Origin of the sequence: Pseudovibrio japonicus, assembly GCF_014651595.1 — a bacterium.
Lineage (GTDB): Bacteria > Pseudomonadota > Alphaproteobacteria > Rhizobiales > Stappiaceae > Pseudovibrio > Pseudovibrio japonicus.
In genome coordinates, this window is sequence record NZ_BMXE01000001.1 from 521,918 (window position 1) to 533,851 (window position 11,934).

Below are 11,934 nucleotides of genomic sequence, written 5' to 3' on the forward strand. Positions count from 1 at the left end.
AAATTATTGTGCACTCATATCCGGGTGCCACTGATAACGGCGAGCCTTGAAAACAGTGCTTCGCTCATTTGTCCGTCCACTTTCAACGCATTATCACGCTGAAATGCGGCAATTGCAGAAGCTGTCTGACCGCCGGGAATACCATCAATGGTCAAAGGGCCGTATCCCAGATCAGCCAGTGTCTTCTGCAATCGCTTGATGCGCTCTGTCATTACAGCTGTTTGGGTGCCCGTCTGACCGGAAACCTTAGTGAGGTTTGAGGCGCGCTGGGTGAGTGCTTCAATCTCCTCAGGGCTTGCCCGCGGGATGGGAACCTCGGCTCGTGCAACCGAAGCTGTATTGGTCGGAGCTGCAAAGGCCTCAAAGTCCATGGTGAGGCGCGCCAACAAGGCTTCTGTCACCTGCCCGGTCTCACTCATGCCGCGCTGTCTTTGATAAGCGCGTACGGCCCGTTCCGTCGCCGGTCCAAACTGACCGTCAAGGCTGCCAGGGTATACGCCCAAGCGACGCAGCTCGTTTTGCACCTCAGCAACCAGTTCCTGACGCTTCAAGCGCTGTGTTGCTCTGACGAGTGCTGAACTATCCAGCTGGTCCTGTGAGGTCCGCGTGGCGAGAATTGGTGATGGGTGTTTGCTGTCCTGCAAGAAGGCGGCATTGACTGCGATGAGCGAAGACATTGCCCCGAAGCCGAGCAGCACCAAAGTGAAACGTTTGCTCAGGCCAGATGATTTCTTGGAAGCGGCTTGCGCAACAGCTGCATGGTCGACTTCGCCGTCCTCGTAGAACACGCCGTCGTCATCGTAGTGCACATGCAGTTGGTAATCGCCATCAGGCCGAGCTTTCGCAGAACCCGAGCGGGTTCCAGCTTTTCTCGCATTTTTGCCGTTTGGCTTCCGCCCCACCATCAAGCACTACCTCTTTTACTGCAAACTATATGTTACCCGAGTACCAGCCATTACCAAGCCAAGCTGGTGTCTTCCTGAGGAGGTTAGAGATATCGCCCTCCTCTGATCAAGTCCACTTTGAATAGACCACTGCCCACCGAGAACCTCCAAATTCCTTGGGTAAAATCAGGGGGTGTCTCTGTTTTCCAGATCACCCGGTTGTACCAAGGTATACTTAAAAAAAGCCTTATCTGCAGCTGCGGATTGAGGCCAAAACAGATGTCAAATGCATTTTTCTTTCGCCGACATCGGCCTTTTGGATCTTTCCTTTACACTCTGTTCACCATGTCTGACCATCCTGAAAACTGTGAGGAGCGGCAAAATGCCATACATCTCATAGGCTTCTCATTTCTGATAAAATTTGACTCAAATTTAATGAGAACAAGATATGTTATATTTGAGTGTAAAGCCTATGGTTTCAATAGGTTAATCGACTATTTAAAAGTTGCCGAGTGTTCGGCATGACTGATACCCATGAGCGAGATCAATGTTCTTTCTGCTTAGAACTGCATTCTGGATCGGCCTTGTCCTCCTTCTACTACCCATCGGAACCGGGAGTGATGAGGATGCTCCCTCTATTGGGATCGTCCAGGTTTATCTCGCAGCTCAGTCCACTCTGCAGGATCTGGGTGGCTTTTGCGAGCGTAACCCCAATGCCTGCGAGATGGGGAGCTCCGTAGTCACGTTGGTGGGGTTAAAGGCGAAAGAAGCGGCTCGGCTTGTCTATGATTATCTTAACGATAGTGAAACAGACGATTTGCAGCCAGTAAATTCTACCGCTCTGCCTTCCGCTCAGGATCTGATTGAAACTCTTCCGTTTGACGAGGTTGCGGCGGGACAGTTGCTGCCAAGCTTCGGGAGTACCTCGGACGAACCTGCTCACTCCGGCACACTTAGCTCGGCGGATCTGGATATCCCGTGGCAGCTGAAAGGCAATCAGGCAAGCGGGCGTCCTGCGTCGCAAAAGTCCACAGAACGGGGATTATTTGCTGAAGTTCGCCCGACCTACGGAACGCCTGTTTTACCCGTTCCCTTGCCGCGGCCCAATCCGCTGCATTATGGCGCCAATTGAGAATAACTCGCTGGTTCAATCAGCTTTTCCGGCCCATACTCTTACTTGAGTGTGGGTCGTTTTATATTTTGAATCTAATCATATTGCCCCAGACCAGCTGGCGCGATAAAAACTCGTCAAAACCATGAGTGAAAGAACAGACCTATGACCACTGCGATCGCCGATATTCTAGAAGGATTTGAATTCCTCGAAGACTGGGAAGATCGCTATCGTTATGTGATCGAACTGGGTAGAGAACTCGAGCCACTGACCGATGATGAACGCAGTGAGGAAAACCGCGTGCATGGCTGTGTTTCTCAGGTTTGGCTTTCAAAGAGCATCCGGAAAGATTCTGATAAAGGACCGATCCTATATTATAAAGGTGACAGTGACGCTCATATTGTTCGCGGTCTTGTTGCCATCGTGCTTGCGCAGTACTCCGGCGTATCGGCTCAGGAGATCCTTGAGACCGATATTGAGGGTATATTCAACAAAATCGGCCTCAAAGAACATCTGACACCACAGCGCTCCAATGGTTTGAGCTCCATGGTTCAACGCATCAAAGATGATGCGTCTGCTGCGCTGGCTCTGAACTAGGAGCTGTCCAGCTGGCCATTTGCGCCACATCAGGGACGACTGCGCAGCTGCGTGAAGATCCATAATGAGCGGCAAGGCGGTCGAGCGCCAGACCCAACACGATTTTTGCCGTCCGTTGTGGCCATTGGCGTTCCACCTCGATGTCCTTCAGGGATTTCAGAAAACAGCAGACATCCAAAAGGATCCCGGAGAGCTCGGGACCCACGGCGGAGAGCGCGTTTTGAAGACGCTGTCTGGCATCGTAAACGCTGTCGGACACGTCATCTATACTCTTACTCGACTTGGATGAGCGTTCGCTGCGCCAGTTTGATTTCACCGTACCCCAGAGCTGCGCGTAGGTGAAATCCTCTCGTAAACGCTCTCCAGCCTCGAATTGCTGAGCCGAGATATGGGTTTTGCCGGTTTTATCTTTGCGCTTCTTTAGCCAGGCAAGTGGACTTTCCGAACGATCTGTATGAACTGGTCGACCTTTTGACCGAGGCACGGCCTCAAGCCCCCCTTCACTCAGTCGCTTCTTCAGCCATACCCGTCCTTCTTTTGTTAACTGATATCCTTCAGTGCCAACATTCACAAACCCCAGAGAGACTGCGCGCGCAACTGTTGCCTCCGCTCCAACTGACTCACTTATCTTTTGGCGGGTGCCGGCGAGGTGCCTGCACAGTTTAATCAAAGGCTCATCGTGGGTGTTGAACTCAGGCTGTGCACGCATCTAACAACCCTCCTGCTTCCAAAGGGTAATGCATGCGAGCGCTGGCGACCGACGCCGAGAGCTGCCCCTCAATTTCTGACAGGACTGCATCAAATCTGGGGTTCTCTCTGAGGTCCTCCACCACTTTACAGGCATGGGCAGCAGTGGTCCTGTCACGGCCAAAGACAGCAGCAGCTTGCGAGAGCGTTCTACCCATGGACACGTGAAGGATGTACATGGAGACCTGCCGTGCTTTTGCTGCTTTTGCATAGCCACGGGACGCCGAGTGCAGTTCTTCGGGTTTCAACCCAAATGCGAGTGCAACACGACCGGTCGCCATCCAATCGACTGCGGAAAGAGGCTTATTCAGCACTATGGAATGATGCGAAGATTCCGAGTGTATACCCCGGCACCTTTCGTCTTTCTCCCCCTCAGAAAATCTCGGCATTTCAATACTCCAATGAACTGGTCGTTTATCGTCAAAGAACAGTTGATTGTTGTCCTGCCGGAACTCGGGGAGGATAAGATTGAAGTCGCACGCGCTCCAAACATGAGCTCCTCTAAACGATTAAGGGAGATACGCCAGTTTAAAACACTGCTCCTGCCTTTCATTCGCGCAGGAAAAATCCAGCTCAACTTAAATTTTTGAACTAACTCTGAAAGCTTGCTGAGATTTGGAAATCAGAATCTAGGCAGCCCCAGTACAAATAGAATACCAACTCTACTCATACATGAGACAAACTTGCCCTTCGGAAGGTTTACGCCAGACGTGCATAAAGTATCTGCAGCAGACGCGCATTCCTAAGCGAAATTCACTGATAAATGGGGGATAAAAATTGATGGAAGGGGAATAAAAAAAACCAACCTCAGATGAGGTTGGTTTCTTAACAGGATATATCCTGTGATTACTTAGCGCGTTTACGCTGCTGACCGAGACCCATTTTCTTAGCAAGCTCGGAACGAGCTGCTGCGTAATGAGGTGCAACCATTGGGTAATCTGCAGGCAGGCCCCATTTCTCACGATATTCTTCAGGAGTCATATCGTAGTGCGTGCGAAGGTGACGCTTCAGGGACTTAAACTTCTTACCGTCTTCGAGGCAGACGATGTAGTCGTTCGTGACTGATTTCTTAACTGCAACAGCTGGACGCAGTGGCTCTGGCTCTGGCTCGGAACGGTCGCCGCCAGTTTTCTGCAGAGCCACATAGACGTCGTTGATCAGCACAGGCAAATCAGCGGAAGCCACAGTGTTATTACCAACATAGGCCGACACGATATCAGCAGTCAGTTCCATCAAATTGTTGTCTGCAGGGATCTCGCTCATCTCAAACCTGTCATCTTGTGGATCTAAATTTCGTAGGTGTACTTGTTTATTACAGGACCAATACTTCAATTCGAAAATTAAAGGTTCAATCCATACTTATCTCAGCCGAGTTTCGACTCTAAACAAGTAAAAACCATAGGGAGCTTTTATAGAGACATGAAATAAGGATAACAAGTTAAATTCAACCCTTAAAGGCAGATTTACTATGGTTTTTTGTGCATTGTGATTTAGAAGGACCTTACAGACTTCCAACAAACTTGAGAAATCAAAGAAGTAAACTAGATAAACTGGTCGCCCTAGTGTACAGGCAAAAGAATGTGACTGTACTATGTGGCCAGCTTTTGGCAACGCGATCTGGATGGAAACTTAGTTTCCTAGTCAATCACCTTCCCAACGGGCATTGTCGATTATTTCTGGGCTCTTGCAGCACTAAAGCCCAGAAACCTTGGCTGAAGCTGACATATTACTGCGGCGTCTCAGGGTCCGCAGTTTTTTTTGTCACGCTTAACGCATCCAACTGGGTCTCTCTACAAGGTTTATAGCCCACGACATAGGCAGCTCTTGCAATGAGGTGTGAAGAAACCGGCGCCGTCAACAGAAAGAAGCTTACGGTTGCTATCGCGCGTATAAAGTCATCCCACTGCTGCGAGTAAATCCCCAACGCAAGAACCATCAAGCCAGATCCGAGCGTGCCTGCCTTTGCCGCCGCATGCATGCGCATGTAAACATCTGGAAGGCGGTTGATACCCAAAGCTGCACCAGCGGCAAAGATTGCTCCGATGATAAGCATGATGCCTGTCAGGATAGCGATAATTCCTGAAATCATTTCTGCTCCTCCTGACATTGAGAGTTTTTGACTTCCTGCATAATGATGAAGTCTTTCGCCTGTCCCCTGTTCAGGATGAAGCGGGCGAAGGCGACAGTTGCCAGGAACCCGACAAGGCCGAGAGCCAGCGAAATGTCGATATACAGTGTATAGCTGGAACCGACGCCCACAGTGGCAATCAGACCGATGGCAACCACGACCAGCAGGTCCAGCCCGACAATACGATCAGGCAGGGTTGGTCCCTTGATGATGCGGTACACAATCATAAGGAACGTCACACCCAAGATGATGAGCGCGATGCTCACACAGACGTATAGAAAACTCGCCGCAAAAGCTTCAAATCCGCTCATCGAAACGCCTCCATAATCTGACGTTCAAAACCATTCTTGATACTATCTATCTGTTCATCCGGGTCAGGAACGTCGAGACAATGGACGAACAGGACTTTCCGGTCTTCTGACACGTCCACAGAGAGCGTGCCCGGCGTTAGGGTGACCATGTTTGCCAGCATCGTGATCTCGTAATCTTCCGTGACGGTGAGTGGCACCGCGATGATGCCGGGACGGAGGCTGATCTTTGGCCTAATGACAATCATCAGCACCCGCCATGAGGAGATCACCAGTTCCAGGAAAAAGCTGCCTGCAAGGATGGCCACTTTGCCTGCCTTTTGGAAGTATTCCCGAGAGGCGATTTGCTCACGGATCAGGAACAGCGCAATGCTGGCAAGGATAAACCCGAAGACCAGGTTGAGCGGTGTGAATGAGCCGGTAACAGCACCCCATGCCACTGCCAGCAGCAGGTTCATGAGCAAGACCATGTTCTTCATCGGATGCCTCCAAATACGGAACGGATATATTCTGTCGGATCAAGCAGCGTTCTCGCTCCATTATCAGATATGGACATCAGAGCCTCCGGCATGACGCCAATCAGGACGATCAGCGCTGTTAATGCCAGCAATGGCAACCAAATGCTCCAGGATATTTCGGAGGCGTCAGAACTGCCTGCGATAGGAAGGGCCTGAATGCCATCCATCGTATGTTCGTTGCCTCCCCTCCAGAATGCGAAGATCCAGAGGCGTCCTATGGCGATCGTGGTTAGCAAGCCTGAGACCAGAACGCCGGCGGCAACCCAGCCGCGATCAGCTTCCAATGCACCAGCGACGAGGAGCAACTTGGCCCAGAACCCGGTAAATGGCGGCAATCCGGCGACTGCAAGTAACAGAACCAAACCGATTGCAGCTCCCAAAGGCGTACGGATATACAGCCCTCCGATGTCACGAAGGGAAAATGTACCACTCATCTGGAACATAAACGCGACAAGAAGATAAAGAGCGGTCATGATGAGGACAGAGTGCATGGCGTAGAAGATTGCGCCTGAGATGGCAACTTCATTACCAACTGCGATCCCAGCCAACATGGCGCCAATCCCTGCGATAACAAGATATCCCATCAACCGGCGGATATCTGTCTGCGCCAGAGCGCCCAGAGAGCCAGTCAGCATAGTTGCAATGGCGACCAGTCCAATCAGTGAGGCAAGCCAATCACGGCCTTCTGGCATGAGAAGAACCATTACTCTGAGCAGGGCATAAACACCGACTTTTGTGAGCAGACCTGCGAAGATGGCTGCAACCACCAGCCGCGGTGTATGGTAGGAGGCCGGGAGCCAGAAGTTGACCGGGAATGCTGCTGCTTTCATCGCAAAGGCGAGGAAGTACAAAGCTGCAATTGCCAGCACTGGACCTGAGCTGTCGAGGGCTTTTATCTTGCCTGCGATATCTGCCATGTTCAACGTACCAACCAGGCCATAAAGCAATCCGGTTGTCGTCAGTAAAAGCGTTGTCGCAATCAGGTTCAGCACGGCATATTTGACTGCACCGTCGATCTGGATTTTTTCGTTTCCGAGGATCTGCATGCCAAAGGACGAGATCAACAACACTTCAAACCAGACATAGAGATTGAAGACGTCACCCGTTAGGAACGATCCGCTCACGCCACACAACAGCATCAGCAGAAACGGATAGAAGCCGTAGCGCCGTTCGTTTTCAGCAATTGAATTTATTGCAAAGATAGCAACGCAAAGGGTGGCAATTGACGCTGTCAGAGCTAGCAGGGCTCCCAGAGGATCTGCGGTGAATGCAATGCCAAACGGTGGCAACCAGCTGCCCATGACCATGGTCACGACGCCGTTGGTAAGCACATGATTGAGCAAGCCAATATTTGACAGGATAACCAGTGATATTGTGGCGATCGCAATCCATGGCTGAACAAAGGATTTCTTACGGAAAATAATCGCGGTTGCACCGCCAGCCATGGTGAGCAGGACAGGTGCAACCAGAAGCCAGTCCGCTAGCGGAACTGCCTCAGTTACCATTGCCGCTGCGGTGTCAACGGTTGTTTGTGTTACAGCCATCTAATTAGTACCCCTGCGGCGGTTCAGAGTGTTCTTTTGGTTCTGCGACGCGCATCTCCAGCAGGTCATCGGTTCCCAGCTCCTGATAGGTCCGATACCCGAGGACCAGAAAGAATGCCAGAAACGAAAATGAGATTACGATCGCGGTCAACACCAATGCCTGCGGCAATGGGTTCGCGGTCGCTTCCAAAGGAAAGTAGCTATTCTCTGGAATGATTGGTGGCACATCCCGTGTCAGCCGGCCTGCGGTGAAGATCAAAAGATTCACGGCGTTGCCGAGAATGGCGATACCAATCAGAATTCTCACCAGTTTGCGTGAGAGCAACAGATAGATGGAACCGGCAAAAAGGATCCCGATTAAAACAGCAAAAAGCGTTTCCATTAGTCGGCCCTTTCTTCCAGCGAAAGTGCGATAGAAGAAATTGCACCTACCACAACCAGATAAACCCCAATGTCAAAGAAAAGCGGCGTTGAAAGATCGATCACAGTGCCCAGAAAGGGCATCTCCAACCACTGGCTGGTCATTGCTGGCTGCCTGTAAAAGATGCTTGGCAGGACGGATAAGACAGCAAGGAGCAAGCCAGATGCGGCGATGGACATAGGATGATATTTCATTGCCCGGCGCACAGCAGACACACCACAAGCGATACCGTAGATCGCAAAAGCTGATACGGCGATCAGACCTCCGATAAAACCACCTCCTGGCTCATTGTGCCCGCGCAGCAGCACGAAGACTGAAAAGAGCATCATCAGGGCAGAGAGATACGGAGCGACCGTTCTGAATATGAGCGTATTCATTAGCGATTATTCTCCGACTTCGAGTTTCCCTCTGATTTAGGTCGCACCCTGATAAGTGCAAGCACCGCAAGGCCAGTTACCATCACAACGGCGATCTCACCGAGGGTATCAAAGCCACGGAAATCTACGAGAATTACGTTCACGATGTTTCGGCCATGAGCGATTGTCCGGCTATACTGAGTGAAGAACTCAGAGAGTGTCGGATCAAACGGTAACTGGACAATGGACATGAGCAACATGCTGATACCCGCACCGCATAGTAGCGCCAGGCTGGTATCAAAGAGTTTTGCGCGGGACGAGCGCGCATCGGTCGGCTTGAGGTTCAGACGGGTCATAACCAATGCAAGGATCACCACGGAAAGGGTTTCAACCATAAACTGGGTGAATGACAGATCTGGTGCTCCGAACAGCAGGAAGATCAGCGCCACTGCAAAGCCCTGGATACCGAGCAGGACGATCGCGGTCACACGATATCGTGCGGTCACCACGGCGTAGACGCCGATCACAGCGATTGCTGCGATGAACCACTCATACACATACAGACTGCCGAATCCTTCCAGTTTGGGCCAGTTTCCCGTGAGGATCATTGGCACATACAACACGAACGCAATCACAACGAAGGTGGCGCGCATGTAGCGGACCATGCTGCCGGTTTGGATCGTGTTGGACAGCGTGCCTGCGAAACGGACAATCCCTTCAATGGTCTGATCAAAGCCCTTATCCGGTCCCCACCCAATGGTGCGCAAGATTTCTGCAATAATGAGACGCAGCTTATCGAGGTACATGAAGATAATGATACCCAGAGCGACTGTCGCCATGGACAGGTAAAGCGCCGGGGACAGGTAAGTCGGGAACAGGTGCAACTCTTCATCAAACGGCGTGCCCAGAATTGCAGAGGTCATGGGCGACAGGATCTGATGTCCGACAGAGACGATGAACAAACCGGTCACCAGCCCCAGAACGGCGAGCGTGATTGATCCGGCATACAGCAGGATCGATCCTTCATGAGCTGCTTTCGGGGTTTTCACTTTGGACCCGAAGAACGGCTTGATGGCAACGGTTGCTGCCAGAGCAAACATCATGGCATTTCCAAGCAGAGCGAAGCCAGTCCAAAGACCACCATTCACGGCGTGCCAAGTGCCATCATAGAGAACCTCTTTTGCAACAAAGCCGATGAGAGGCGGCAGACCTGCCATCGAGAGTGCCGAAAGCACTGCTGCGACGCCGGTGATTGGCATGAGCGAAAACAAGCCCCCTACCCTGTTCAGGTCGCGCGTGCCTGCTTCATGGTCGACGGTTCCGACCACCATGAACAGTGAGCCCTTAAAGAGTGAGTGGGCAAACAGGTAGATAACGGCGCCTTGAATGGCGATTGGGTCGGATGTGCCTGTCAACATCACGAGCAAGCCGAGAGAAGCCACGGTTGTGTAGGCCAGAACCAGTTTCAGGTCTGTCTGGCGAATGCCGAGGATGGTTCCGACAAGCAACGTAATGCCGCCGAAGATTGGCAGGATAGTCATCCAGAGTTCTGTTCCGCCAAGAGCCGGCTGCATTCGCATAAGCAAGTAAACACCGGCTTTCACCATGGTTGCTGAGTGCAAGTATGCGGAGACCGGCGTCGGGGCTTCCATGGCATTTGGAAGCCAGAAATGGAATGGGAACTGAGCAGACTTGGTGAAGGCGCCCAGTATAACAAGCACGAAGATCGCGGTGTAATACGGGCTTTCACGCAGAATATCGCCGGAGTTGAGCAGCTCACTCATCTCGAAACTGCCGCCCTGATACCCGGCAAGGATCAGACCAGCCATCAGCGCAAGACCGCCGCCGCCTGTCACAACAAGTGCCTGCACAGCAGCGCGGCGCGAGGCACGGCGCAGGTGATCAAAGCCGATAAGAAGGAAGGACGTGATTGACGTCAGTTCCCAATAAACAAAGAGTGTGATGATGTTATCTGCAAGAACAACACCGAGCATGGCGCCCATGAACAGGAACAGGTAGGACAGGAACTGCCCTAGGTTCTGGTGGCCTTTCAGGTATCCGCCTGAGTAAAGCGTTATTAGCGTTCCGATTCCTGAAATCAGGAGCGCAAATACGACAGACAGGCCATCCAGATAGATCGAGAAATTGACGTTAAAAGTGGGGACCCACTCCAGACTGGCCCGGAAGGTCTGCCCTGCGGCAATACCCGGCACGAACGAGAGAAACTGCAAGAAAGCTAATGCGGGAATGATAGCAAGGAGCCATGACGCATTGTGTTTCAGAGTCTTTGCCAGAATAGGACTAAGCGCAGCGGCAACAAACGGGCCCAATAACGCCCAGAACGTTGCCTCGACACCGAATAAAGGCATTTAGCACTCCGTAAATTATTAGTGTGGTTGAACCTTAGTTCGAGTCGAATTTGCCAAACACGCTCCCCCGACCACTCTCAAGACATAATCTGCCTACCCATCCGGGGCAAGTTCATCACATTCTAGTTTTGTCAGGTTTCAAAAAACTCCGACCTCACCTATTTGTAGTTTGCCATTTGGACATCTGCGGTTGTTTATGTCTTGGTAAACTTAACATGGCCCTACCATTGAACGCGTTGAATAAGGATTTCTATCATGTTGAACAAAAAATCACCTAAGGACATGACCGAGGCGGACTGGCGGGAGCAACTGACCCCTGAGCAATATCGTATCCTTCGTGAAAAAGGTACGGAACGATCGTTTACCGGCCCTTACTGGAACACCTTTGAAACCGGCACGTATAGCTGCACGGCATGTGGATCTAAGTTATTCAAATCAGACACTAAATTCGATGCAGGGTGTGGCTGGCCAAGTTTCTTTGAACCCGTTGCTCCGGACGTTGTTACGGAGCACAGCGACACCACGCTTGGCATGGTGCGTACAGAGATATGTTGTGCAAATTGTGGTGGCCACCTTGGACACGTTTTCCCTGACGGCCCACCGCCAACAGGACTTCGCTACTGCATGAATGGTACTTCGATGACATTTAAGACAGAAAAGTAGTTTTAGTTGTCGCTAATCTTAAGTGTTATGGCGAGTGAAAAGAGCGACGATTTGAAGCTGTGGAAGAAGAACTCAAACTACACTGAAACAATATTATCAACTCCTCTCGAAAGACGTATGAGCATGAAATTTTTCGGTGTAAAAAGCTTGGTACTCAAATTTATACCTTCGGCAGTACACACATCTTCTGAGGGATAAGGTTTAATCGGGAACTGGCTTTATGTCAGTTCTCGCATAAAATGCCGAGGCAACAGGCTACAGTTTCAAAATCATTACAGAAAACACAGT

General features: G+C 51.2%; 15 protein-coding genes. 4 read left to right on the plus strand and 11 right to left on the minus strand.

What is annotated here, in order from left to right; translation table 11 throughout:
- Window positions 1-14: 14 nt before the first annotated feature.
- A complete protein-coding gene (locus tag IE076_RS02250) occupies window positions 15-905 on the minus strand; it encodes a peptidoglycan-binding domain-containing protein (RefSeq protein ID WP_189434975.1) in 891 nt (296 codons plus the stop codon).
- Window positions 906-1,431: 526 nt separating this feature from the next.
- Between IE076_RS02250 and IE076_RS02255 the strand changes: the two genes are divergently transcribed.
- Together IE076_RS02255 and IE076_RS02260 are read left to right on the plus strand one after the other, a co-directional pair.
- Window positions 1,432-2,016: a DUF5330 domain-containing protein gene (locus tag IE076_RS02255; RefSeq protein ID WP_189434977.1), complete on the plus strand. Its 585-nt coding sequence runs from the start codon at window positions 1,432-1,434 to the stop codon at window positions 2,014-2,016.
- Window positions 2,017-2,160: 144 nt separating this feature from the next.
- The gene (locus IE076_RS02260; protein WP_189434979.1) at window positions 2,161-2,592 is read left to right on the plus strand and encodes a SufE family protein; all 432 of its coding nucleotides are present in this window, start codon (window positions 2,161-2,163) and stop codon (window positions 2,590-2,592) included.
- On the opposite strand, the gene IE076_RS02265 is transcribed toward IE076_RS02260, so the two are convergent.
- Together IE076_RS02265 and IE076_RS02270 are read right to left on the minus strand one after the other, a co-directional pair.
- A complete protein-coding gene (locus IE076_RS02265) occupies window positions 2,555-3,301 on the minus strand; it encodes a DUF6456 domain-containing protein (protein ID WP_189434980.1) in 747 nt (248 codons plus the stop codon). The genes IE076_RS02260 and IE076_RS02265 overlap by 38 nt on opposite strands.
- Window positions 3,285-3,653, minus strand: a complete 369-nt coding sequence (locus IE076_RS02270) for a helix-turn-helix domain-containing protein (protein ID WP_189434982.1) — start codon at window positions 3,651-3,653, stop codon at window positions 3,285-3,287. The genes IE076_RS02265 and IE076_RS02270 overlap by 17 nt, the downstream gene beginning before the upstream one ends.
- 87 nt (window positions 3,654-3,740) lie before the next feature.
- Here IE076_RS02270 and IE076_RS02275 point away from each other — a divergent pair, with 87 nt between their 5' ends.
- Complete coding sequence (locus IE076_RS02275) at window positions 3,741-3,929, plus strand: hypothetical protein (protein ID WP_189434984.1); 189 nt, start codon at window positions 3,741-3,743, stop codon at window positions 3,927-3,929.
- Window positions 3,930-4,185: 256 nt separating this feature from the next.
- Here the strand turns inward: IE076_RS02275 and IE076_RS02280 are convergent, their stop codons facing one another.
- From IE076_RS02280 to IE076_RS02315, 8 genes are all read right to left on the minus strand, one after another.
- Entirely contained in the window at window positions 4,186-4,602 is a 417-nt protein-coding gene (locus IE076_RS02280; protein WP_189434986.1) for a Ros/MucR family transcriptional regulator, read from the minus strand.
- Between the two features lie 463 nt (window positions 4,603-5,065).
- Window positions 5,066-5,428 (minus strand): monovalent cation/H(+) antiporter subunit G, encoded by a 363-nt coding sequence (gene mnhG / locus IE076_RS02285; RefSeq protein ID WP_189434987.1) that lies wholly within the window; start codon window positions 5,426-5,428, stop codon window positions 5,066-5,068.
- Window positions 5,425-5,778 (minus strand): cation:proton antiporter, encoded by a 354-nt coding sequence (locus IE076_RS02290; RefSeq protein ID WP_189434990.1) that lies wholly within the window; start codon window positions 5,776-5,778, stop codon window positions 5,425-5,427. The genes mnhG and IE076_RS02290 overlap by 4 nt, the downstream gene beginning before the upstream one ends.
- Window positions 5,775-6,254: a Na+/H+ antiporter subunit E gene (locus tag IE076_RS02295; protein ID WP_189434992.1), complete on the minus strand. Its 480-nt coding sequence runs from the start codon at window positions 6,252-6,254 to the stop codon at window positions 5,775-5,777. Before IE076_RS02295 ends, IE076_RS02290 begins: the two co-directional genes overlap by 4 nt.
- Window positions 6,251-7,837 (minus strand): Na+/H+ antiporter subunit D, encoded by a 1,587-nt coding sequence (locus tag IE076_RS02300; RefSeq protein WP_189434993.1) that lies wholly within the window; start codon window positions 7,835-7,837, stop codon window positions 6,251-6,253. The genes IE076_RS02295 and IE076_RS02300 overlap by 4 nt, the downstream gene beginning before the upstream one ends.
- A gap of 4 nt (window positions 7,838-7,841) precedes the next feature.
- Window positions 7,842-8,219: a Na+/H+ antiporter subunit C gene (locus tag IE076_RS02305; protein WP_189434995.1), complete on the minus strand. Its 378-nt coding sequence runs from the start codon at window positions 8,217-8,219 to the stop codon at window positions 7,842-7,844.
- Complete coding sequence (locus tag IE076_RS02310; RefSeq protein ID WP_189434997.1) at window positions 8,219-8,635, minus strand: Na+/H+ antiporter subunit B; 417 nt, start codon at window positions 8,633-8,635, stop codon at window positions 8,219-8,221. The genes IE076_RS02305 and IE076_RS02310 overlap by 1 nt, the downstream gene beginning before the upstream one ends.
- Window positions 8,635-10,983, minus strand: coding sequence for a putative monovalent cation/H+ antiporter subunit A (locus tag IE076_RS02315; RefSeq protein ID WP_189434998.1), 2,349 nt, complete (start codon window positions 10,981-10,983; stop codon window positions 8,635-8,637). Before IE076_RS02315 ends, IE076_RS02310 begins: the two co-directional genes overlap by 1 nt.
- Before the next feature lie 255 nt (window positions 10,984-11,238).
- Between IE076_RS02315 and msrB the strand changes: the two genes are divergently transcribed.
- Window positions 11,239-11,646, plus strand: a complete 408-nt coding sequence (gene msrB / locus IE076_RS02320) for a peptide-methionine (R)-S-oxide reductase MsrB (RefSeq protein WP_189435000.1) — start codon at window positions 11,239-11,241, stop codon at window positions 11,644-11,646.
- Window positions 11,647-11,934: the final 288 nt, after the last annotated feature.